The following is a 24243-nucleotide window of genomic DNA, read 5'->3' on the forward strand; positions in this document are numbered from 1 at the left end:
GAGAGGCACCATGAAGATCGTTGTCATCGGCCACGGGATGGTCGGCCACAAGCTGCTCGAATGTCTCGCGGCGTCGCCGGTCGACGCGCAGCAGATCACCATCGTCGGCGAGGAATCGCGTCCCGCCTACGACCGCGTCCACCTGTCCGAGTTTTTCGCGGGACGCGGCGCGGAGACGTTGTCGCTCGTCGCCCCCGGCTTCTTCGCGCGCGACGACATGCGGCTGCTGCTCGACACGCGCGCCTGCGCGATCGATCGCGCCGCGCGCACGGTCGCGCTGTCGGACGGCGCGACGCTGGAATACGATCAGCTGGTGCTCGCGACCGGCTCCGCGCCGTTCGTGCCGCCGGTGCCGGGCCATGATCGCCCGGGCTGCTTCGTCTATCGCACCCTCGACGATCTCGACGCCTTGCGCGCGTACGCGGCGCATGCGCGCAGCGGCGCGGTGGTGGGCGGCGGGCTGCTCGGGCTCGAATGCGCGAAGGCGTTGCGCGATCTCGGGCTCGACACGCACGTGGTGGAATTCGCGCCGCGCCTGATGGCCGCGCAGCTCGACGACGAAGGCGCGCGCATGCTGCGCGGGCGCATCGAGGCGCTCGGCGTGCACGTGCACACGGGCCGCGACACGCGCGCGATCATCGACGGCGAGACCGCCGCGCATCGCATGGCTTTCGCGGACGATACCCATCTCGACGTCGACCTGATCGTGTTCTCGGCCGGGATCCGGCCGCGCGACGAGCTGGCGCGTGCGTGCGGGCTCGCGCTCGGCGGGCGCGGCGGCGTCGCGATCGACGGGCGCTGCCGCACGAGCGACGAGGCGATCCACGCGATCGGCGAATGCGCGGCGTGGCAGGACCAGGTGTTCGGGCTCGTCGCGCCCGGCTACGAGATGGCGCGCGTGGCCGCGAAGCAGTTGCGCGGCGAAGCAGCCGCGTTCGCCGGCGCGGATCTGAGCACGAAGCTGAAGCTGCTCGGCGTCGACGTCGCGAGCATCGGCGACGCGCAGGGCCGCACGCCGGGCAGCCGCGCCTACCGTTATGGCGACGAGCGCGCGCAGGTCTACAAGAAGCTCGTGGTGTCGGCATGCGGCAGCCGCCTGCTCGGCGCGATGCTGGTCGGCGACGCCGCCGACTACGGCACGCTGCAGCAGATGATGCTGAACGGGATGCCGCTGCCCGACGCGCCGGAAGCGCTGATTCTGCCCGCGCACGACGGCGCGGCGCCGCTCGCGATCGGCGCGGGCGCGCTGCCCGACGCCGCGCAGATCTGCTCGTGCAACAGCGTGACGGCCGCGCAGATCCGCGCGGCGGTCGGCGAGGGCGCGACCAGCATCGGCGCGCTCAAGCGCTGCACGGGCGCGGGCGCGTCATGCGGCGGCTGCGTGCCGCTCGTCACGCAGGTGATGAACGCGACGCTGGAACAGCAGGGGCTCACCGTCGATCGTCACCTGTGCGAGCACTTTCCGTATTCGCGCCAGGCGCTGTACCACCTCGTGCGCGTCGAGGGCATCCGCACCTTCGGCGCGCTGCTCGGCAAGCACGGCCAGGGTCTCGGCTGCGAGATCTGCAAGCCGGCAGTCGCGGGCATTCTCGCGTCGTGCTGGAACGAGTTCGTGCTGAAGGAGGAGCATGCGGGCCTGCAGGACTCGAACGACTACTACCTCGCGAATCTGCAGCGCGACGGCAGCTATTCGGTCGTGCCGCGCATGCCGGGCGGCGAGGTCACGCCGGACGGCCTGATCGCGGTCGGCCGCATCGCGAAGCGCTACGGGCTCTATACGAAGATCACGGGCGGCCAGCGCATCGACCTGTTCGGCGCGCGCGTCGAGCAACTGCCGCCGATCTGGGAGGAACTGATCTCGGCTGGCTTCGAATCGGGGCACGCGTACGGCAAGGCGCTGCGGACCGTGAAGTCGTGCGTCGGCTCGACCTGGTGCCGCTACGGCGTGGGCGATGCGGTCGGGCTCGCGATCGCGCTGGAGAACCGCTACAAGGGGCTGCGCGCGCCGCACAAGCTCAAGTTCGGCGTGTCGGGCTGCACGCGCGAGTGCGCCGAGGCGCAGGGCAAGGACGTCGGCGTGATCGCGACCGAGCGCGGCTGGAACCTGTACGTGTGCGGCAACGGCGGCATGAAGCCGCGCCATGCGGAACTGCTGGCCACGGATCTCGACCGCGACACGCTGGTGCGCTACATCGACCGCTTCCTGATGTTCTACGTGCGCACCGCCGACCGGCTGCAACGCACGAGCGTCTGGCGCGACAACCTCGAAGGCGGGCTCGACTACCTGAAGGGCGTGGTGGTGCGCGACAGCCTCGGCATCGCGGCCGAGCTGGAAGCGGAGATGGGGCGCGTGGTCGACACCTATGCGTGCGAGTGGCAGCGCGCGGTGTCCGATCCGGCGGTGCGTCGGCGCTTCCGCCACTTCGTCAACAGCGACGCGGCCGATCCGACCATCGCGTTCGTGCCGGAGCGCGGCCAGATCCGGCCGGCGGCGCCGGACGAGCGCGAGGCGCCGCGCGAACTCGCCGTCGACGAGACCGCCTGAGGGCCGGCTCGATCTCGCCTCATTTCGATTTCGACCAGACAAGGAGCCTCTCATGAACGACGACCGTATTTCCCCCACGTGGATCGAAGTGTGCCCGCTCGACGAGATCGTGCCCGACACCGGCGTGTGCGCGCTCGTCAACGGCGAGCAGGTGGCGGTGTTCCGGATCGGCGCGGACCGCGTGTACGCGATCGACAACCTCGATCCCGCCTCGCATGCGGCGGTGCTGTCGCGCGGCTTGATCGGCAGCGTCGGCGCGCGCGTGGTGGTCGCGTCGCCGCTCTACAAGCAGCATTTCGATCTCGCCACGGGCGAGTGCCTGGAGACGCCGGAGCAATCGGTGCGCGCGTATCCGTCGCGGGTCGCGGACGGCGTCGTGTGGATCGCGTCGTGACCGGCGACGCACCGGACCGGGAACGGCGATGACGCGCCACAGCGTGAAGACCGCGTGCCCATATTGCGGCGTGGGCTGCGGGATGGTGCTGCAGGTCGAGGACGGCGAAGTGGTCAAGGTGTCCGGCGATGCCGCGCACCCGGCCAACGCCGGCCGGCTGTGCACCAAGGGCCTGTCCGCGCATCTCGCGCTGCGCCGCTCGGGGCGGCTCGAACGCGCGTTCGCGCGCGCGGCGCGCGACCGGGACCCCGCGCCGCTGCCGCTCGATCGCGCGCTCGCCGACACCGGGCGGCGGCTGCGCGCGATCCTCGACGAGCACGGCCCCGACGCGCTCGCGTTCTACGTGTCGGGGCAGATGTCGATCGAGGCGCAGTACCTCGTCAACAAGCTCGCGAAGGGCTATGTGCGCACCAACCAGATCGAGTCGAACTCGCGCCTGTGCATGGCGAGCGCGAGCAGCGGCTACAAGCTGTCGCTCGGCGCGGACGGGCCGCCCGGCTCGTACGAGGATTTCGAGCGCGCCGATCTGTTCCTCGTGATCGGCTCGAACATGGCGGACTGCCATCCGATCCTGTACCTGCGCATGATGGCGCGCGTGAAGGCGGGCGCGAAGCTGATCGTGGTCGATCCGCGCCGCACCGCGACCGCCGAGCACGCGGACCTCTTCCTGCCGCTGCGGCCCGGCAGCGATCTCGCGCTGCTCAACGGGCTGCTGCACCTGCTGCACCGGGACGGCGCGACCGACGCGGCCTTCATCGGGGCCTTCACGCAAGGCTGGGACGCGATGCCGGCGTTCCTCGACGACTACCCGCCGGAGCGGGTCGCGGCGCTGACCGGGATCGCGGAGGCGGACCTGCGGCGCGCGGCCGCATGGCTCGCGGCGGCGCCCGAATGGATGAGCTGCTGGACCATGGGCGTGAACCAGAGCACGCACGGCACCTGGACCAGCAATGCGATCTGCAACCTGCATCTCGCGACCGGCCGCATCTGCCGTCCGGGCAGCGGCCCGTTTTCGCTGACCGGGCAGCCCAACGCGATGGGCGGGCGCGAGATGGGTTATCTCGGCGGCGGCCTGCCGGGCCAGCGCTCGGTGCAGGATGCGGCGGACCGCCGCTTCATCGAGGACGCATGGGGCCTGCCCGAGGACACGTTGCGCGCCGAGCCGGGGCCGGGCGCGGTCGAGTTGTTCGCGCGCATGGCGGCGGGCGCGATCAAGGCGTGCTGGATCATCTGCACGAACCCGGTCGCGACCGTGCCGAACCGGCGCAGCGTGATCGCGGGGCTCCAGGCCGCCGAGCTGGTGGTCGCGCAGGATGCGTTCCTCGACACCGAGACCAACCGCTACGCGGACATCCTGCTGCCCGGCGCGCTGTGGGCCGAGGCGGATGGCGTGATGATCAACTCGGAGCGCAACCTGACGCTGACGCGGCAGGCGATCGCGCCGCCGGGCGAGGCGCTGCCGGACTGGCTGATCATCGCGCGCATCGCGTCCGCGATGGGCTTCGCGGACGCGTTCGACTACGCGTCGGCCGAAGCGGTGTTCGAGGAGATCACGCGCTTGTCGAATCCCGCGACGGGCTACGACCTGCGCGGCGCGAGCCATGCGCGGCTGCGCGACGGACCATTGCAATGGCCGTGTCCGCCCGACGACGCGCGCGACCGCCATCCGCTGCGCTACCTGAACGACGGCGTGAGCCAGACGCTGCGGATCGACGCCGACGGACAGCGTCCGAGACTCGCGTTTCCGACTCCGGACGGCCGCGCGCGTTTCTTCGCGCGGCCGCACGTCGAGCCCGCGGAACGGCCGGACGCCGCGTTTCCGTTCGTGCTGAACACGGGGCGCGTGCAGCATCAGTGGCACACGATGACCAAGACCGGGAAGATCCCGATGCTCAACAAATTGAATCCCGAACCGTTCGTCGAGATCCATCCGGACGATGCGGCCACGCTCGGCATCCAGGCGCGCGACAGCGTCGAGATCCGTTCGCGGCGCGGCCGCGCGGTGCTGCCCGCGATCGTGAGCGAGCGGGTGCAGGCGGGCAGCTGCTTCGCGCCGATGCACTGGAACGACGTGTTCGGCGACGCGCTGTGCATCAACGCGGTGACGAGCGACGCGGTCGATGCGGTGTCGCTGCAGCCGGAGCTGAAGTGTTGCGCGGTCGCGCTGGCGCGGGTCGCGCGCGCGCCGGAAGGCGACGAGGCGGACGTCGGCGCACCGGAGGCGTCCGCGACGGCGGAGCAGGCGCATGCCGACGCCGATCCGGCGCTGGCCGCGCTCGATACCTTCGCGACGCTGCTCGGCGTGCGCGACGCGCTGAGCGCACCGCCGCTCGACGACGACGAACGGCGTTATGTGGCGGGTTTCGTCAGCGGCCTGCGCACGGCCGAGGGGCGGCGCGCGGCGGGCGTGCCGGTGTTGCCGGCGAGCGCGCCGCTGTCGGCCGACCGGCGTTTGTGGATCGACGGGCTGCTGGCCGGCCTGTTCAGCCGCGCGCCGGCGGGCGGCGCGGCCGATGCGCGCGCGCCGGACGCCGCGAGCCGGGCCGGCGACGGCGCCCGGACCTTGCGGACGCGCCCGAAGGTGGTGCTGCTGTGGGCGTCGCAGACCGGCAACGTCGAATCGCTGACGGAACGCTACGCGACCCGCCTGATGGAATCCGGCTTCGAGATTCGCACCGCCTGCATGGCGGACTGCGCGCCAGCGACGCTGGCGGGCGCGCAATACGCGCTGCTGATGACGAGCACGTTCGGCGACGGCGATCCGCCCGACAACGGCCAGCCGTTCTGGCGCGCGCTGCGGGCCGACGCGGCGGCGCGGCTCGACGGCCTGCGCTACGCGGTGCTCGCTTTCGGCGACCGCAACTACGAGCAGTTCTGCGGCCACGGCCGCGCGCTCGATGCGCGGCTTGCCGCGCTCGGCGCGACGCCGCTGTGCGCGCGCGTCGATTGCGACGCCGACTACCAGCCCGCGGCCGACGCATGGCTCGACGCGGTGATCGCGCGGATCAAGGCGTCGGGCGGCGACGCGCGCGCGACGTCGGCCGCCGCCGCGCCGCCGACCAAGGCGCGGCCGGCCGCCGCGCGTCTCGTCGCGAACCGGCGGCTGAACGCGGCGGGCGCGACCGGCGTGTCAGGTGTGTCAGGCGCGGCGAAGGACACGCGCTTCCTCGCGCTGGCGACCGCTGAAACCGGCCTCGATTACGAAGCGGGCGATGCGCTCGGCGTCTGGCCGAGCAATTGCCCGGCGCTGGTCGACGAACTGCTGGCGCTCGCGGGCGTGCGCGCGGACGCGCCGGTGGAGGTGCCGGGCGTCGGCGCGCTGCGCGTGGCCGATGCGCTGGCATGCCACTACGACATCACGCGGCCGCATCCCGACGGCCTGGCGTCGCTCGCGGCGCGCGGCGGCCATGCGGCGCTGGACGCCTTGCTGTCGGACGCGCACAAGGCCGACCTGAAGCGCTGGCTGTGGGGCCGGCAGTTCGCCGACGTGCTCCACGCGTTTCCGACGGCGCTGGCCGCGGACGAACTGATCGGCATGCTCAAGCGCATGCAGCCGCGCCTGTATTCGATCGCGTCGAGCCCGGCCGCGCACGCGGGCGAGGTGCACCTGACCGTCTCGGCGCTGCGCTACCGCAACGGCGAGCGCGATCGCAAGGGCGTCGCCTCGACCTTTCTCGCGGATCGCGCCGATGCAGCGACGGTTCCGGTGTTCGTGCAGAAATCCGCGCATTTCCGCCTGCCCGCGCGCGGCGATGCGCCGGTCGTGATGATCGGCCCGGGCACGGGCGTCGCGCCGTTCCGCGCCTTCCTGCACGAGCGTCGCGCGCGCGGCGCGAGCGGGCGCAACTGGCTGTTCTTCGGCGAGCGGCACGAGGCGACGGATTTCTACTATCGCGACGAGCTGACCGCGATGCGCGACGACGGCTTCCTGACCCGTCTCGACCTCGCGTTCTCGCGCGACCGGCGCGACAAGGTCTACGTGCAGGACCGCATGCGCGAGCAGGGCGCGGCGTTGTGGGCCTGGCTGGAGGAGGGGGCACATGTCTACGTGTGCGGCGATGCGGCGCGCATGGCGAAGGATGTCGATGCGACCCTGCGCGAAGTGGTCGCGGTGCACGGCGGCCTGGCCGACGAGGCCGCGCACGCCTACGTCGACGGACTTGCGCGGTCGCGCCGCTACCTGCGCGACGTGTACTGACCGGCGCGATACCGTTCGGGGTCAGCCAGGGTCGTGGCGTCTGAAGTGTTCGATCACGTGGTCGATGAAGAGCCGCGTCTTGCGCGGGAAATGCCGCCGGCTCGGGTAGGCGATGTTCATCTCCAGCTCCGGGATGCTGAAGCTTTCGAGCACCGGGATCAGCTGGCCGGCGCGCAGGTCGTCCTGGATCAGGAAGTCCGGCAGGATCGCGATGCCCATGTCGTTCAGCGCGAGCTGGCGGATCAGCCCGAGATTGTTCGACGAGGCGCTTTTCTGCGGATGCACGGTGATGCTCGCCTCGTCGTCGTCGAACGACAGCACGTCGCCCACGTAGTCCGACTGGAACAACAGGCACGAATGGAGTTCCAGCTCGCTCGGATGGCGCGGGCAGCCGTGCTTCTCCAGGTAGGCGGGGGTGGAGCACGCGACCATGTCGAGCCGGGTCAGCATGCGCTTGATGGTGTTCGCGCCGCTGATTCGTTGCGTGAGCATCAGTCCGACGTCGAAGCCTTCCGAGACCAGGTCGACGTGCCGGTCGACGATGGTGATTTCCGGGATCACCTTGGGATGCAGGTGCTTGAACGAACCGATCACCGGCGCGAGCAGGTGCATGCCGAACATGACGGGCGCGACGATCCTCAATGAACCGATCGGTTCGTGGTTGAGCGAGGCCAGCACGGCCTCTGCGTTATCGATGTCCTCGATCACCCCGCGCATCTGCTTCAGATAAAGCTGTCCCGATTCCGTCAGCGACAGGCTGCGCGTGGTGCGGTTCAGCAGACGGGTGCCGAGCCGGTTCTCCAGGCTCATGATGAGTCGCGTGGCGGTCGGATTCGAGACGTTCAGGTCCGCCGCGGCCCGGGCGAAGCTTTGCAGGTCGGCAACCTTGATGAAGAGGCGGATCGATAACAGTTCGTCCATTTTCTTTTTTAAATTAAATGATTTAGGTGTTCTAAAATGTATCAGTTGTATGCATGTTATTTCCACGCGAGGTTGGGAAATAATATCTTTTGCGAGTCGGAATAATTATCTTTAAATATTTTTAATTCTATGTGGTTTTAAAGGGCCGCTAATTTATGTAGAAATTCTGAATGATTAAGTGTGCGCGACAGGGCGCGCGCGTCGCACCGGAATGGGGCGCGGGCGTCGGGGCGGGAGCGGTGGGGGGCGTGGGGCAAGGCTGCGCGGCAGACGCGCATGCCGCAAGCATGGGCGCGTGACATGCTAACGACACTGCCCGCGCGTTTGCGCGGGCAGTGTCGCTTGAATCGCGTGCGCGACGGCTTCGTCGTGGTTGCGGTATCGCGCGCGTCAGCGCGGTTTATCGCCGTGCGTGTCCGATACGGTATCGGATGCCGCGAGTTTGCGCCATAACGTCGTCTTGCTGATGCCGAGTTGCGCACAGGCGCGCTCGCGGTCGCCGTCGCAGGCGTCGAGCACGGCGCGGATTTCGGCCGCCTCGACGTGGCGGCGGCGTTGCCGCAGCGTCGCCGGCGATGCCGGGCCGCCAGGCTCGGTAGGCGGGGCGTCGAACACCTCGGGCGCGATCGCGCGCAGCGCGGCCGGGTTCAGCGCGGCGACGGGCGCGCCTGATTCGGGCGCGTCGGCCAGCTCCACGGCGATCCGCTCGATCACGTTCTGCAGTTCGCGCACATTGCCGGGCCAGCCATAGCGCATCAAGGTCGCATGCGTGTCGGCGAGCAGGCGCGCCGCGTCGTGCGCGTCGCGCACGTGCTCCGCGAGCCGCGCCTCGCGCTTCGCGGCGCGCGCGAGCAGATCGGCCGCGAGCGCGGGGATGTCGGTGGGGCGCTCGCGCAGCGGCGGCAGGCCGATGTTCAGGATGTTGAGCCGGTAGTACAGGTCGGCGCGGAACGTGCCGGCCTCGACGGCCGCGCGCAGCGGGCAATGGGTGGCGGCGACCACGCGCACGTCGATGCGGATCGGCTCGGTCGATCCGAGCCGCACCACCTCGCGCTCCTGCAGCACGCGCAGCAGGCGGCTTTGCAGCGACGGCGGCATCTCGGCGATTTCATCGAGGAACAGGGTGCCGCGATGCGCGGCCTCGAACAGGCCCGCTTTGCCGCCGCGCCGCGCGCCGGTGAACGCGCCTTCCTCGTAGCCGAACAGCTCGCTTTCGAGCAGCGCCTCGGGAAACGCGCCGCAGTTCACCGCGACGAACGGGAACTTGCGCCGCACGCTCAACGCATGCAGGCTCTGCGCGATCATTTCCTTGCCCGTGCCGCTCTCGCCGAGGATCAGCACCGTCGCATCGGATTTCGCATAGCGACGCGCGAGCTCGCGCACGCGCGCCATCGGCGCGGATGCGCCGATCACGTCGTCGAGCCGGTAGCGCGCGGTGAACTGCTGCGCGCGCTGTTGCGAGCGCAACGTCCGGTCGAGGCGCTCGACCGCGCGCGATTCCTGGAACGTCAGCACGCTGCCCGCCGCGCCGCCGCTCGCGGCGAGCGGGCCGCGATGCACGACGTAGCGCACGCCGCGCACGGTCGCGAGCGTATCGCCCTCGTCGTCGCGCAGCGTGCGCAGCTCGGGCGTGAGATCGAGCAGCGCGCGGCCGACCGCCGCCGTCGCGTCGAGCCCGAGCGCATCGGCGAGCCGCGCGTTGATCGCCTCGACGCGGCCCTGTGCATCGAGCGCGACCACGCCGTCGCGCAGGTGCTGCAACAGGTTGTCGAGCCGCTGGCGGCGCAATGCCTCGCCGTGGGTGGCGTGCGCGACTTCCAGGGCGGTGTCGACGGCCGCGCGCACCGAGGCGTGCGAGTACAGGAACACGGCGCCCATCCCGGCGGCGGCGGCCAGCTCGGTGACGAGGCCCGGCCCGACGATCGTCTCGACGCCGCGCGCCTGCAGTTCGCGCACCCGCGCCTCGGCCTCCTGCGCGGTCTGGTAGGACGCGAACGTGATGTCGAGGCCATACGCGGCCATGAAGCTGCGGATCTCGGCCGGCGTCTCGCCGTAGCTGACGAGCGCGACCCGGCCCGCGTCGCGGCGCGCGCGGGCGAGCGCGTGCATCACGTCGAACCCGGTCGGATTGACCAGCACCACCGGCACCCGCACGCGCGTCTTCAGGTAGGTGCCGTTCGAGCCGGCCGCGACGATCGCGTCGGGGCGGTCGCGGCCCGCGGTAGCGAGCGCGGTGATCGCCTCCTCGTAGCCGCGCGCGACGATGCGCAGCTCCGCGCGCTCGTCGTATTCGTCGGCGATGTCGCGGAACAGCGCGCGCAGCTGGCTGATGCCGACCGCCCAGATGCGGGGTCGGATAAGGGACTCGGTGGGCAGGTTCATCGACGGCCGGATGGACGGGAGGAGGTCGCCATTATCGCGCACGAATTGCAGAACTGGAATCTGGAATGTCGAAAATGAAATGAAATGAAATGTGCGATCAAGGTGGATCGGGTTAATAATCAGCGGGTTAGCCGGGCGGGCAGCGGCTGGCCCGCTCCTTGCTGAATAAGCCCCATTCTTCAGGAGACGAACGATGGGCAATCCACAACTCCACAGCGCCGGTGCGAAGTTCCGCGCGGCGGTCGCGGCCGAGCAGCCGCTGCAGGTGGTCGGCGCGATCACCGCGTACGCGGCCAAGATGGCCGAGGCGGTCGGCTTCAAGGCGGTCTATCTGTCGGGCGGCGGCGTGGCCGCGAATTCGCTGGGCATCCCCGATCTCGGCATCAGCACGATGGACGACGTGCTGATCGACGCGGGCCGCATCACCGACGCCACCCAACTGCCGCTTCTCGTCGACATCGACACGGGTTGGGGCGGCGCATTCAACATCGCGCGCACGGTCCGCTCGTTCATCAAGGCGGGCGTCGCGGCCGTGCACCTGGAGGACCAGGTCGGCCAGAAGCGCTGCGGCCACCGGCCGGGCAAGGAATGCGTGCCGACGGGCGAGATGGTCGACCGCATCAAGGCGGCCGTCGACGCGCGCACCGACGATCAGTTCGTGATCATGGCGCGCACCGACGCGGCGGCGGCCGAAGGGCTCGACGCGGCGATCGAGCGCGCGGTCGCGTACGTCGAGGCCGGCGCGGACATGATCTTCCCCGAGGCGATGAAGTCGCTCGACGACTACCGGCGCGTGAAGGAAGCGGTCAAGGTGCCGATCCTCGCGAACCTCACCGAATTCGGTTCGACGCCGTTCTTCACGGTGGACGAGCTGCACGCCGCGAACGTCGACATCGCGCTGTATTGCTGCGGCGCGTATCGTGCGATGAACAAGGCCGCGCTCAATTTCTACGAGACGGTGCGCCGCGACGGCACGCAGAAAGCCGCGGTGCCGACCATGCAGACGCGCGCCGAACTGTACGACTATCTGGGCTACTACGCGTATGAAGAGAAGCTCGACAGCCTCTTCAGCGAAGGCCGCAACTGATACCGACATACCGAAACCCAGGAGAGAGCAAGGATGAGCGAGACGAAGGAAGCAGCGGCGACGGGCTTCAAGCCGAAGAAATCGGTGGCGCTGTCGGGCGTGACGGCCGGCAACACCGCGCTGTGCACGGTCGGCCGGACCGGCAACGACCTGCACTACCGGGGCTATGACATCCTCGACATCGCGAGCACCAGCGAATTCGAGGAGGTCGCGCACCTGCTCGTGCACGAGACGCTGCCGACCGTCAGCGAACTGGCCGCGTACAAGACCCGCCTGCGCGCGCTGCGCGGCCTGCCGGCCAACGTCAAGGCCGCGCTCGAATGGGTGCCGGCGTCGGCTCACCCGATGGACGTGATGCGCACCGGCGTGTCGGTGCTCGGCACCGTGCTGCCGGAGAAGGACGACCACAACCTGCCGGGCGCGCGCGACATCGCCGATCGCCTGATGGCGTCGCTGGGCTCGATGCTGCTGTACTGGTATCACTACTCGCACAACGGCAAGCGGATCGAGACCGAGACCGACGACGATTCGATCGGCGGGCACTTCCTGCACCTGCTGCACGGCAAGGAGCCGTCGAAGTCGTGGGTCGCGGCGATGCACGCGTCGCTGAACCTGTACGCGGAGCACGAGTTCAACGCGTCGACCTTCACGGGCCGCGTGATCGCGGGCACCGGTTCCGACGTCTATTCGGCGATCACGGGCGCGATCGGCGCGCTGCGCGGGCCGAAGCACGGCGGCGCGAACGAAGTCGCCTTCGAGATCCAGAGCCGCTACCGCACGCCGGACGAGGCGGAAGCCGACATCCGCCGGCGCGTCGAGAACAAGGAAGTGGTGATCGGCTTCGGCCACCCGGTATACACGATCTCCGATCCGCGCAACAAGGTGATCAAGGAGATCGCGCGCAAGCTGTCGAAGGAAGCGGGCAACATGAAGCTGTTCAACATCGCCGAGCGCCTCGAAACGGTGATGTGGGACGCGAAGAAGATGTTCCCGAACCTCGACTGGTTCAGCGCGGTGTCGTATCACATGATGGGCGTGCCGACCGCGATGTTCACGCCGCTGTTCGTGATCGCGCGCACCTCCGGCTGGAGCGCGCACATCATCGAGCAGCGGATCGACAACAAGATCATCCGCCCGAGCGCGAACTACACGGGCCCCGAAGACCTGAAGTTCGTGCCGATCGAGAAGCGCTGAGCACACACCGGGGGCGCTGCGGCGCCCCTTGTTCGTCATACCAAGCCAGTCCCATCCCCATGAATACCGCCTACCGCAAACCCCTGCCCGGCACCCGCCTCGACTACTTCGATGCGCGTGCGGCCGTCGACGCGCTCGCGCCGGGCGCCTACGACACGCTGCCGTACACCTCGCGCGTGCTCGCCGAGAACCTGGTGCGCCGCTGCGAGCCCGCGCGGCTCGACGACGCGCTGCGCCAGCTCGTCGAGCGCAAGCGCGAGCAGGATTTCCCCTGGTTTCCCGCGCGCGTCGTGTGTCACGACATCCTCGGCCAGACCGCGCTCGTCGATCTCGCCGGGCTGCGCGACGCGATCGCCGACCAGGGCGGCGATCCGGCGCAGGTGAACCCGGTCGTGCCGGTGCAGCTGATCGTCGACCACTCGCTCGCGGTCGAATGCGGCGGCTTCGAGCCCGACGCGTTCGCGAAGAACCGCGCGATCGAGGATCGCCGCAACGAAGACCGCTTCCACTTCATCGACTGGACCAGGAAGGCGTTCCGCAACGTCGACGTGATCCCGCCCGGCAACGGCATCATGCATCAGATCAACCTGGAGAAGATGTCGCCCGTGGTGCAGGTGAGCGACGACGGCGTCGCGTATCCGGACACCTGCGTCGGCACCGACAGCCACACGCCGCACGTCGACGCGCTCGGCGTGATCGCGATCGGCGTGGGCGGGCTGGAGGCCGAGAACGTGATGCTCGGGCGCGCGTCGTGGATGCGGCTGCCCGACATCGTCGGCGTCGAGCTGAGCGGCCGTCGCCAGCCGGGCATCACCGCGACCGACATCGTGCTCGCGCTGACCGAGTTCCTGCGCAAGGAGAAGGTGGTCGGCGCGTACCTGGAGTTTCGCGGCGAGGGCGCGGCGAGCCTCACGCTCGGCGATCGCGCGACGATCTCGAACATGGCGCCCGAATACGGCGCGACGGCCGCGATGTTCTTCATCGACGGCCAGACGATCGACTACCTGCGCCTGACCGGCCGCAGCGACGAGCAGGTGGCGCTCGTCGAGACCTACGCGAAGCAGGCGGGCCTGTGGGCCGACAGCCTCGCCGGCGCGCAGTACGAGCGCACGCTGCGCTTCGACCTGTCGAGCGTGGCGCGCAACATGGCCGGCCCGTCGAACCCGCACAAGCGGCTGCCGACGGCGGACCTCGCCGCGCGCGGCATCGCCGGCGCGTGGGAAGAGACGCCGGGCCGGATGCCGGACGGCGCGGTGATCATCGCGGCGATCACGAGCTGCACGAACACCAGCAACCCGCGCAACGTCATCGCGGCGGCGCTGCTCGCGCGCAACGCGAACGCGCGCGGCCTCACGCGCAAGCCGTGGGTGAAAAGCTCGCTCGCGCCGGGCTCGAAGGCGGTCGAACTGTATCTGAAGGAAGCGAACCTGCTGCCGGAGCTGGAGCGGCTCGGCTTCGGCATCGTCGCGTTCGCGTGCACGACCTGCAACGGCATGTCGGGCGCGCTCGACCCGGCGATCCAGCAGGAGATCGTCGAGCGCGATCTGTACGCGACCGCGGTGCTGTCGGGCAACCGCAACTTCGACGGCCGGATCCATCCGTACGCGAAGCAGGCGTTCCTCGCCTCGCCGCCGCTCGTGGTCGCCTATGCGATCGCGGGCACGATCCGCTTCGACATCGAGAAGGATGCGCTGGGCATCGACCCCGAGGGCCGGCCGGTCACGCTGAAGGACATCTGGCCGAGCGACGAGGAGATCGACGCGATCGTCGCGACGAGCGTGAAGCCCGCGCAGTTCAGGCAGGTGTACGAACCGATGTTCGCGCGCGCGGCCGATGCGGGCGAGCGCGCCGCGCCGCTGTACGACTGGCGGCCGCAGAGCACCTACATCCGCCGCCCGCCATACTGGGAAGGCGCGCTCGCGGGCGAACGCACGCTGCGCGGCATGCGTCCGCTCGCCGTGCTCGGCGACAACATCACGACCGACCACCTGTCGCCGTCGAACGCGATCCTCGCGAACAGCGCGGCGGGTGAATATCTCACGAAGATGGGCCTGCCGGAAGAGGACTTCAATTCCTACGCGACCCATCGCGGCGATCACCTGACCGCGCAGCGCGCGACCTTCGCGAACCCGACGCTCGTCAACGAGATGGCGACGGTCGACGGCGAGACGCGCAAGGGCTCGCTCGCGCGCGTCGAGCCGGACGGCACGGTGATGCGCATGTGGGAAGCGATCGAAACCTACATGGCGCGCAAGCAGCCGCTGATCATCGTCGCGGGCGCGGACTACGGCCAGGGTTCGTCGCGCGACTGGGCGGCGAAGGGCGTGCGGCTCGCGGGCGTCGAGGTGATCGTCGCGGAAGGCTTCGAGCGGATCCACCGCACGAACCTGATCGGGATGGGCGTGCTGCCGCTGGAGTTCAAGCCCGGCGTCAATCGCACGACGCTTGGCCTCGACGGCACCGAGGTGTACGACGTGATCGGCGCGCGCACGCCGCGCGCCGACCTCACGCTCGTGATCCGGCGCCGGAACGGCGAGCAGGTCGAGGTGCCGGCCACGTGCCGGCTCGATACCGCGGAAGAGGTGTCGATCTATGACGCGGGCGGCGTGCTGCAACGCTTCGCGCAGGACTTCCTCGCCGCCTCGAAGGCGGCCTGACGGCGGCGGCCGTCGGCAGCGGGCGGCGCGGTGACGCGCCGCCCTTCGTCACTTACAGGACACGAACAGATGACTCACGTAGCTCAGATCAAGATTCCCGCGACCTATCTGCGCGGCGGCACCAGCAAGGGCGTGTTCTTCCGCCTGCAGGATTTGCCGGAGCCGGCGCGCGTGCCGGGCGCGACGCGCGACGCGCTGCTGCTGCGCGTGATCGGCAGCCCGGATCCGTACGGCAAGCAGATCGACGGGATGGGCGGCGCGACCTCTAGCACGAGCAAGACGGTGATCGTCGCGAAGAGCAGCCGCGCCGATCACGACGTCGATTATCTGTTCGGGCAGGTGTCGATCGATCGCGCGTTCGTGGACTGGAGCGGCAACTGCGGGAACCTGTCGGCGGCGGTCGGGCCGTTCGCGATCGGCGGCGGGCTGGTGGATGCGAGTCGGGTGCCGGAGAACGGCGTCGCGGTGGTGCGGATCTGGCAGGCGAACATCGGCAGGACGATCGTCGCGCACGTGCCGATCACGAACGGCGCGGTGCAGGAGACCGGCGATTTCGAGCTGGACGGCGTGACGTTTCCGGCGGCCGAGGTGCAGCTGGAATTCATGGACCCGGCGGCCGATGAAGACGGCGCGGGCGGCGCGATGTTCCCGACCGGGCAGGTCGTCGACGATCTGGAGGTGCCCGGCGTGGGCACGCTGAAGGCGACGATGATCAATGCGGGCATTCCGACGATCTTCGTCGAGGCGGCGGCGATCGGGTACACCGGGGCCGAGCTGCAGGACGCGATCAACGGCGATCCGGCCGCGCTTGCCCGGTTCGAGACGATTCGCGCGCATGGGGCGCTGCGGATGGGGCTGATCAAATCGCTCGATGAAATCGCGACGCGGCAGCATACGCCGAAGGTCGCGTTCGTCGCGCCGCCGGCGGCGTATGTCGCGTCGAGCGGCAAGACGGTGGCGGGGGAGGATGTGGATCTGCTGGTGCGGGCGTTGTCGATGGGCAAGCTCCATCACGCGATGATGGGAACGGCGGCGGTGGCGATCGGCACGGCGGCGGCGATTCCGGGCACGCTCGTCAATCTCGCGGCGGGCGGCGGTGAGCGGCAGGCGGTGCGCTTCGGGCATCCGTCGGGGACGCTGCGGGTGGGGGCGGAGGCGGTGCGCGCGGACGGGGAGTGGGTCGTGAGGAAGGCGATCATGAGCCGCAGCGCGCGGGTGCTGATGGAAGGGTGGGTGCGGGTGCCGGGGGAGGTGGTTTGATGGGGTACAGGTGGCTGACTGCTGACGGCGAGACCTCGCCCCTCGGTGGAGCGACCATGTTTGTCGTGACTTTTCCCGTGTCAATGAAAGACGCGCTTCGTATCTTCGATTAGGTGGGCCCTGTCCGGCTTTGCCGGACCACTCGCTCACCTGCCTGACGAGCGGCCTCTGGGTCGGGCGGGTAAGCCGACCGTCGATGGATACGATTGCTATCCTCGGCACTCGACGCATCGGCACTCGAATTCAACGAAGGCCGATGCGACGAAGAAGAGGGCTTCACGTGGAGAAGAGCTTTCTGCGCAGTTCCTGCCTTGCTTTTACGGTCCCGATTTTCTGGGTGCCGGTAATTTTCTTGATCAGATGTCTTCCATATTGCCAGAGGAATTTGTCGATTTCGTAGTTGGAGTATTCCGAGAGGTCGAATTCATGCTTGAAAATAGTGTATCGATCGTGAAAGTCGGAATATTTTCCTGGATTTCCGATGGATAGGGTTTTGTGATTCTTTCGCAGATAGGCTGTTATCAGCATCCAGACGTAGCTGTCGTAGATGGGCGCTTCTTTGTTGCTCTGAAAGTGCATGTACTTCGACGCAAAGGAGAGATTTTTGCGCTGATGGCTGCGCTCCGATGTGTTGTTGACCCAATGCGCCGTTGCAATCAGGTCGACGATATTTTCTGGATTTTTCTTTATCGTGTTCTTGTAATTTTCATTTGAAAATACCTCGTTTATTTTTTCTACAACGGGGTCGATGTACTGGATCGATGTGTTGTATATGGTGTTGATGACGGAGACTTTGATTTTTACATCGTTGCGACAGGTGTTGTCGGGAAAGTGCTTGAATAGCCTTGAAATTTTCTCATTGATTAGGTTGCCGCCACTTGCGTCATGCTCCTTGTGGAATCGGTCTATAAGGTCCGGTGTGATTTTGTTTAGCATGTAATTTGTGGTGTCGTTCGATGGGTTGAAGGTTTTGTGTTTTTGATAGAGGGTGTCGGGTGGAGTGTTTTTTTGGGCTGATGCTGGAATGATTGTTTCCAGGGCTTGTTGGTGTGTTGTCGGCTGAGAACGAGAAAAGTTGAGTGCGGAGAATCACGGGCTTGGGGCCGGTCCCGTCTCGATGGCTGAATCGTGTTTGTGCGGGTTGCGATGAAGCATGCCGGAGCGATGTCCGGATTCATGGCTCAGGTTCTCTTGAGGTATCGAGTGGTTGCGATACGCGTCATGATGGTTTGCTGCGCGAACAGTGGCATCGATGGCGTGCTGTAGCGATGGCGTGCGCCGCGTCGAAGCGGCGTGGGTCAACTGTTTCGCGGCGCCCTTCGTTTGCGCATGCCCGGGTGGATAATCAGTCGGTGGACGGCAATCCCTCGTAACGTCCATTCACCGAGGTGTGCGATGAATCCCGGCGCGTCCATTCCTTGTTTCTCGCGCACGAATCCGACGTCGACCCGGTCAGGTGCGAGTGGATTAATTTATTCTCCAGCGGGCACCCGGGCGAGTCCTTGCCCGGCGCGATGCCGTTGACGCTCGGCACTTCCACTTTCTTGATCCACGTGCAACGGAAGATCGGCGATTATCCGTCTCGGGAAGCTGCGCTCGCGCTTATCCGCGAGCATATCGGGAAGAGCCATATCCATGGCTGCGATCGTGGCTTCACGAGATGGGTGATCGTCGCGCAGAACGGCATGGCGGCGACATGGCCTCCGCAGGAGGGGGCGGCGGCGATGTCGGCCGGGTCCATTGTCTGACATTCGAATCGAGCACAAGGATGCAAATACCAACTTCATTCGGCCTGGTTCAAATCATGAATGAGCCGGCCTATTCGTTCGGCTCGGCCGATAACGCGCGCACCTATCCGATCGAGGTACGTCTGTTGGCGGGCCACCCGACTTCCGCGCATGCCGTGGTGTTGGATGGGCGGGGCGCGATGATCGTGGGCGCGGGGGGAGGATGCTCCGCCGTACACGCGCGTTCGGCCGTCGCGATCGACGATCGGTTGTATCTGGCCGTGGGCGATCATATCGCCTGCCTGTCCCTGAGTCTGCCGCATCGCCTGGTCTGGGCTACTCAGGTCGACGTCGCGACCTGTTTCGGCATTCTCTGGGACGGCACGCGTGCCGTGCTCATCTCGCATGGGGAATTGGAAATCGCACGCCTGTCACTGCAGGGTGAGGTGATGTGGACGACGTCCGGCGCCGACATATTCACTGGCGTTTGCAGCTTGCAACCCGACCATGTCGCGGTCGTCGACTTCAACGAGACCCACTACCGGCTGGACTACGAAACCGGCATGTTGTTGGCCTGAAGACAGCGGGGCCGACTGTCGTATCGAAACCTATCGTCACCTCATGGCGCGCGCGCCGTATCATCGATCCGGTGCGCGCGGCTTCCCGGCGTCAGCCGGACCGCCCGACCGCCCGACCGCCGCGCCGTGCAACGAGGAGGAGGCCGATATGCCGCTGCATGCCCCGCTGGCCGGCGTGACCGTCGTCGAATTCGAAGGGCTCGGCCCCGCGCCGCTGGCCGGCCGGATCCTGGCCGGCATGGGCGCGCAGGTCACCCTGATCGCCCGCCCCGCCGCGCGCGCGAGCGCGCCCGAGGTGCTGCGCGGTCGCGACGACGATCCGCTGCGCGACGGCAAGACCGTCATCGAACTCGACCTGAAGACGCCCGCCGCCCGCGACGCGGCGCTCGCGCGCGCGGCGGCCGCCGATGCGCTGATCGAGGGCCTGCGGCCCGGCGCGATGGAACGGCTGGGCCTCGGCCCCGACGCGTGCGGCGCGCTCAATCCGCGCCTCGTCTACGCGCGTATGACGGGCTGGGGCCAGCACGGGCCGCTCGCGCATTGCGCGGGCCACGATCTCAACTACGTCGCGCTCACGGGCCTGTTGTCGCTGTCCGCGTCACGCGGCGCGGCGCCGATGATTCCACCGACCGTCGTCGGCGACGCGGGCGGCGCGCTCGGGCTCGCGTTCGGGATCGTCAGCGCGCTGCTCGACGTGCGGGCGGGCGGCCCGGGGCGCGTGGTCGACGGCGCGATCGTCGACATCACGGCGATGCTCGGCACGCTCGCGCTGTGGGCGCGCGCCCGGGGCCAGCTCGATACGCCCGGCCCGGGGCTGTTCCTCGACGCGCCGTTCTACGCGGTCTACCGCTGCGCGGACGGCGAGCAGATCACGGTCGGCGCGCTGGAGCCGGCGTTTTATGCAGTCCTGCTCGACCGGCTCGGGCTCGCGGACGTCGATCCGGCTGCGCAGTACGCGCGCGACGCGTGGCCCGCGTTGAAGACGCGCTTCGCCGCGCTGTTCGCGACCGCGCCGGCCGCGCACTGGCGCGCGCGGCTGGAGGGCAGCGACGCATGTTTCGCGCCGGTGCTGAGCGTGGCCGATGCCGCCGGCCACCCGCACAACGTCGCGCGGGCGATCTATCGGGAACGCGGGGATGGGATGCTGGACGTGCGTGTCGCGCCGCGCTTCCTGCCGCTGCGCGAAGGGGATGCCTAGCGGGGTGGGATGAGGCGTCGGGGCTGGCGGGAGGGCTGGCGAGGAGACAGGCGAGGAGACAGGCGGCAGAACCGGCAGGGAGGCCGGCGCGCCCGGCGGATGGCGGTCCGGCCTCAGGAACCGCGCCATCCGCCTCCATCACGCGCCGCGCTTCGCGCCGGACAGCACACCCGGGCCATGACCGGCGCGGTTTCGCGTGCTTCAGGCCCGCTCATCCACCCCATCGACCGCCTTGCCGTCGCCGATCTTGTTGATGGTGCCTTGCGCGACCGCGACGAGCCGTTCGTGCGTGTCGTCTATCACGAACACGTGGCACTGGCAGGTTGCCTGATAACGGCCGCCGTACAGCAGCCGCGCCCGCGCGAGGAGCGTGCCGCTCACGGCCGGCCGCAGGTAGTTGAGCTTGTATTCGCCCGTCACGACGCGCGGCCCGAGCGCGAGCGCGCCGGCGAAGGTCAGCGCGTTGTCGACCAGATAGCCGATCACGCCGCCGTGCACGAAGCCGTGCTGCTGCCTCAGCTCGTCGCGGATCGGCAGGCACAGCGACGCCTCGTCCCCTCCGATGTACACGAGTTCGGTGCCGAGCAGCATGCTGAACGGCTGGGCCCGGAGCGCGCCGCGCGCGTGATCCACGATGTCGGTCATCGACGTTCCTTGGAGGGCGGCGGGCGGCCCGATGCAGCCCGCTTGCGCTTCACTCTAGGAAGGGGGCGCTCGATGCGCAAGCTAATTCGTTGCGGGTTTTGCGACAAATGATGTGATGCATACATGATTGTTGCGGCCGACGCGGTCCAAATGAGATTTCCGGACTGATATCTCAAGTCCACGGGCGAAATGCCGCTAACGCCCTGAGCGTCACTTCTCTATTTGCTCTCCCCAGGAAACGCATGTTCAGCAAAATCAAGCTCGCGTCGAGTCTGCTCGCCGTTTTGACCGTCTTCTGCCTGTTCCAGCTCGCAGTCGAGGGGCTCGGCTTCTGGTCGCTCTCGACCACGCGCCACGGCATCGACGATCTGTCGACCGTGGCGCTCGTGCAGTCGGGCGTCGTCAACGAGGCCACCCAGCGTCTGCTCGACGCCCGCATCAACCTGTCGCGGGCCGGCACGCGGATGGTGCGCGGCGGCCCGAAGCCGACCGACATCATCCAGCACGCCGCCGAGCAGCTGGCGCTCGCCGACAAGGCGTTCGCGGCGCTTGCGAACGCGCCCTCGATCGGCGACGAGAATCGCGCACGCACGGCCGCGCTCGCCGAGCGTTACAGGAAGCTGCACGACGCGCTCGCGGAACTGGTGCAGTTCCTCCAGGCCGACAACATCCAGGCGTTCCTGGACCAGCCCACCCAGTCGATCCAGGACGCGTATCTCGCCGAGTTGCGCAACTTCGTCGATTTCAGCGGGCATGCGAGCCGCGACGCGTTCGACACGATCGACACCGCGAGCGCGTGGTTCCGCGGGGTCGCGATCGTGCTGCTGCTCGCGATGCTCGCGAGCAGCGCGGCGATCTACGCGGCCGCGCGCCGCGCGGTGGTCGAGCCGCTGGCGGAGGTGGGACGTCATTTCGAGGAAATCGCGGAGGGGCGTCTCGACGCGCGCGTGACGCCGCGCGGCGTGTTCGAGATCGATCACCTGCTGCGCGGCCTCGCGACGATGCAGGCGAGCCTCGCGCAGACCGTCGGCATCGTGCGTCAGGCGTCGGACGCGATCCACCTGGGCGCGGGCGAGATCGCGAGCGGCAACGCGGACCTGTCGGGGCGTACCGGCAGCCAGGCGGCCTCGCTCGAGGAAACGGCGGCGAGCATGGAGCAACTGACCGCGACCGTGCGCCAGAACACCGACAGCGCGCGCGCCGCGAGCACGCTCGCGGACGAGGCGCTGGGCGTGACGAGCCACGGCAGCGGGGTGGTCGACAGCGTGATCGACAAGATGCGCGGCATCGCGCAAAGCTCGGGCCGGATCGCGGAAATCATCTCGGTGATCGACGGCATCGCATTCCAGACCAACATCCTGGCGCTGAACGCGGCGGTCGAGGCGGCGCGCGCGGGTGAGCAGGGCAGGGGCTTCGCGGTGGTGGCGGGCGAGGTGCGTTCGCTCGCGCAGCGCAGCGCGCAGTCGGCGAAGGAGATCAAGGCGCTGATCGAGGAATCGGTGGCGCAGATCGACGGCGGCTCGGAATTGGTCGAGCGGGCCGGCGCGGCGATGCGCAGCGTGTCGACGTCGATTTCGCGGGTCGCGCAGACGATGGCGGAGATCACCGCCGCGTCGGTCGAGCAGAGCGCGGGGATCGAACAGGTCAACCAGGCGGTCACGCAGATGGACCAGTTGACCCAGCAGAATGCGGCGCTCGTCGAGCAGGTCGCGGCGGCGGCTTCGTCGCTGAACGACCAGACCCAGCAGCTGCTGCGCTCGGTCGCGGTGTTCGAGTTGGGCGACCGGCGTGGCGCGGCGGCCGGCCACGGCCACGCGGTGAAGGCGGAGGCCCATGGTGTGTTTGAGCCGGCCTGAGCCTGGGCGCTGGGCGGCGTGACGCGGGTGTAGGACGCCTGCGGGGCGGTTGAATTGAAGTGATGCGAGGCCGGGGGCGGGGAGCATGTCGCGCCGCTCGGCCATGCGCGTGCGACTGTCGAGGAATACCTCGGCTCCGTCGAAACGAGCGAAAGCCCGTCCATGCCGGCTTGGTCCTCCGCGTTCCGAGGCATGCCTCAATCGGTTGCGCTGCCGGAAACCGGAGAAAAACTGACGCCTCACGCCGCCGGCAGTCCGCGCAGGCGGCGCGCCGCACGCCTAACGCGCTCGCAGGCAGCGTCGCGTAAGCGGTCGCGGGGGAAACAATCGAAGAAACATCCGCCTCACGGTTCCGGCAGTCCGCGCAGGCGGCGCGCCGCACGCCTCACGCGCTCGCAGGCAGCGTCGCGTAAGCGGTCGCGGGGAAACAATCGAAGAAACGTCCGCCTCACGCCGCCGGCGGTCCGCGCAGGCGGCGCGGCGTGCCTCACGCGCTCGCCGGCAACGCCGCGTAGGCGGTTGCGAGGTGATACGGGGTGGTCGACGGCATGTCCGCGCGCGACACCTCGCCCGACGCGGTCTTGCACTCGTACCAGCCGCCCGCGTTCAGGAAGCGCGCCTCGAAACGTCCGATCTGCCGGGCGAGCGCGTCGTCCGCGCCGCCGTGGGTCGCGAGCGCGCGCAGGTATTCCGTCTGCGCCCAGATGCGCTGGGTGCTGTCGAGGCAGGCGCCCTGTTCGTCGATGGCCGCGCACACGCCGCCCGTCTGCGGGTCGACGCCATGCCGTTCGGCGAACGCATAGGCGCGCGCGAGCGCGTCCGGCAGGCCGGTGGCCGCGAGCCGCGCGCCGGCGGCGCCGACCAGATAGAACCACTCGAACTGATGGCCGGGCTCGAAGCGATTGCCGGCGCTGCCGCGCGGCAGCTCGGCGACGCAGCCCGTGGCCGGATCGACGAAGCGGCGCTCGACGGCCTGCGCCGTGCGCAGCAGCGCGCTGTCGTAGGCGGCATCCGCGAACGCGCGGCCGGCCGCGAGCCAGCCCTCGGTCAGGTGCATCAGCGGGTTCTGCAGCGGACCGGCGGCCGTCTGCGCGAAAGCCTCGTCGCGCGCCGCGTCGAGCAGCGCGTCGCCGGGCTGGCGCGCGAAACGCGTTTCGATCAGCGCGGCGGTGTGGTCCGCGATGTCCCGGGCGTCCCGGTTGCCGAACGCGGCGAAATATTCCGCGCATGCGAACACGATGAACGCATGGGTATACAGATCCTTGGTGCGGTCGAGCGGTGCGCCGTGGGCGTCGACGCTGTAGAACCAGCCGCCGTGGCGGGGATCGCGGAAGTGACGGCACAATGCGTCGAACAGCGCGTGCGCGTGATCGGCGTCGCCCGCCTGGGAGAACACGAACAGCTGGCGAGCACAGGCCATCGCGCGGTAGCGGGTCGCGGGCAGCGGCGCGAGCGTATCCGGCGCGACCGCCTCGAACGGCAGGCCCAGCGCGCGGTCGAACCCCGGACCGCGCCACAGAGGCAGGACGACGCGGGAGAAATGCTCGCGCAGCCGGGCGGCTTGGGCGGAGGCGGAAGCTGGAACGGACATGGCGGCGGCG

16 protein-coding genes are annotated in these 24243 nt (G+C 68.8%); 11 read left to right on the plus strand and 5 right to left on the minus strand.

Annotation, left to right across the window (positions count from 1 at the left end; genetic code table 11):
• The first annotated feature begins 10 nt into the window (after positions 1–10).
• From nirB to AC1RQF_RS01705, 3 genes are read left to right on the plus strand one after another with little or no spacing between them, the layout of a single operon-like run.
• Positions 11–2545 carry a nitrite reductase large subunit NirB gene (nirB, locus tag AC1RQF_RS01695; protein WP_492871158.1) on the plus strand — a complete coding sequence of 845 codons (2535 nt, stop codon included), beginning with the start codon at positions 11–13 and terminating at the stop codon, positions 2543–2545.
• A gap of 52 nt (positions 2546–2597) precedes the next feature.
• Complete coding sequence (gene nirD, locus AC1RQF_RS01700; RefSeq protein WP_273997318.1) at positions 2598–2939, plus strand: nitrite reductase small subunit NirD; 342 nt, start codon at positions 2598–2600, stop codon at positions 2937–2939.
• Between the two features lie 28 nt (positions 2940–2967).
• Positions 2968–7137 (plus strand): bifunctional nitrate reductase/sulfite reductase flavoprotein subunit alpha, encoded by a 4170-nt coding sequence (locus tag AC1RQF_RS01705; RefSeq protein WP_492871159.1) that lies wholly within the window; start codon positions 2968–2970, stop codon positions 7135–7137.
• Between the two features lie 21 nt (positions 7138–7158).
• Here the strand turns inward: AC1RQF_RS01705 and AC1RQF_RS01710 are convergent, their stop codons facing one another.
• The gene (locus AC1RQF_RS01710; RefSeq protein WP_273997320.1) at positions 7159–8058 is read right to left on the minus strand and encodes a LysR family transcriptional regulator; all 900 of its coding nucleotides are present in this window, start codon (positions 8056–8058) and stop codon (positions 7159–7161) included.
• Positions 8059–8448: 390 nt separating this feature from the next.
• On the minus strand, positions 8449–10440 hold the full coding sequence (prpR, locus tag AC1RQF_RS01715; protein WP_273997321.1) for a propionate catabolism operon regulatory protein PrpR: 1992 nt from the start codon (positions 10438–10440) through the stop codon (positions 8449–8451).
• A 193-nt stretch (positions 10441–10633) separates the two neighbouring features.
• Between prpR and prpB the strand changes: the two genes are divergently transcribed.
• The 4 genes from prpB (at position 10634) to prpF (ending at position 16638) form a co-directional block, all read left to right on the plus strand.
• Positions 10634–11527: a methylisocitrate lyase gene (gene prpB, locus AC1RQF_RS01720; RefSeq protein ID WP_273997322.1), complete on the plus strand. Its 894-nt coding sequence runs from the start codon at positions 10634–10636 to the stop codon at positions 11525–11527.
• Between the two features lie 33 nt (positions 11528–11560).
• Positions 11561–12721 carry a bifunctional 2-methylcitrate synthase/citrate synthase gene (gene prpC / locus AC1RQF_RS01725; protein ID WP_273997323.1) on the plus strand — a complete coding sequence of 387 codons (1161 nt, stop codon included), beginning with the start codon at positions 11561–11563 and terminating at the stop codon, positions 12719–12721.
• Positions 12722–12780: 59 nt separating this feature from the next.
• Positions 12781–15378: a Fe/S-dependent 2-methylisocitrate dehydratase AcnD gene (gene acnD / locus AC1RQF_RS01730; protein ID WP_273997325.1), complete on the plus strand. Its 2598-nt coding sequence runs from the start codon at positions 12781–12783 to the stop codon at positions 15376–15378.
• 69 nt (positions 15379–15447) lie between these two features.
• Positions 15448–16638 (plus strand): 2-methylaconitate cis-trans isomerase PrpF, encoded by a 1191-nt coding sequence (gene prpF, locus AC1RQF_RS01735; protein WP_492871160.1) that lies wholly within the window; start codon positions 15448–15450, stop codon positions 16636–16638.
• Between the two features lie 276 nt (positions 16639–16914).
• On the opposite strand, the gene AC1RQF_RS01740 is transcribed toward prpF, so the two are convergent.
• Positions 16915–17574, minus strand: a complete 660-nt coding sequence (locus tag AC1RQF_RS01740; protein ID WP_492871161.1) for an HI_0787 family protein — start codon at positions 17572–17574, stop codon at positions 16915–16917.
• Positions 17575–18056: 482 nt separating this feature from the next.
• Between AC1RQF_RS01740 and AC1RQF_RS01745 the strand changes: the two genes are divergently transcribed.
• From AC1RQF_RS01745 to AC1RQF_RS01755, 3 genes are all read left to right on the plus strand, one after another.
• A complete protein-coding gene (locus tag AC1RQF_RS01745; RefSeq protein WP_492871162.1) occupies positions 18057–18386 on the plus strand; it encodes a hypothetical protein in 330 nt (109 codons plus the stop codon).
• A 56-nt stretch (positions 18387–18442) separates the two neighbouring features.
• Positions 18443–18943, plus strand: a complete 501-nt coding sequence (locus AC1RQF_RS01750; RefSeq protein WP_273997328.1) for a hypothetical protein — start codon at positions 18443–18445, stop codon at positions 18941–18943.
• Between the two features lie 148 nt (positions 18944–19091).
• Positions 19092–20141, plus strand: a complete 1050-nt coding sequence (locus AC1RQF_RS01755; RefSeq protein WP_492871163.1) for a CoA transferase — start codon at positions 19092–19094, stop codon at positions 20139–20141.
• A gap of 201 nt (positions 20142–20342) precedes the next feature.
• Here the strand turns inward: AC1RQF_RS01755 and AC1RQF_RS01760 are convergent, their stop codons facing one another.
• The gene (locus AC1RQF_RS01760; RefSeq protein WP_273997330.1) at positions 20343–20786 is read right to left on the minus strand and encodes a PaaI family thioesterase; all 444 of its coding nucleotides are present in this window, start codon (positions 20784–20786) and stop codon (positions 20343–20345) included.
• A gap of 242 nt (positions 20787–21028) precedes the next feature.
• On the opposite strand from AC1RQF_RS01760, the gene AC1RQF_RS01765 reads away from it, so the two are divergent.
• Positions 21029–22642, plus strand: a complete 1614-nt coding sequence (locus tag AC1RQF_RS01765; RefSeq protein ID WP_273997331.1) for a methyl-accepting chemotaxis protein — start codon at positions 21029–21031, stop codon at positions 22640–22642.
• A gap of 487 nt (positions 22643–23129) precedes the next feature.
• Here AC1RQF_RS01765 and AC1RQF_RS01770 read toward each other — a convergent pair whose 3' ends face one another.
• The gene (locus tag AC1RQF_RS01770) at positions 23130–24233 is read right to left on the minus strand and encodes an AGE family epimerase/isomerase (RefSeq protein ID WP_492871164.1); all 1104 of its coding nucleotides are present in this window, start codon (positions 24231–24233) and stop codon (positions 23130–23132) included.
• Positions 24234–24243: the final 10 nt, after the last annotated feature.

This window comes from Burkholderia sp. GW821-FHT14F03 (assembly GCF_058803765.1).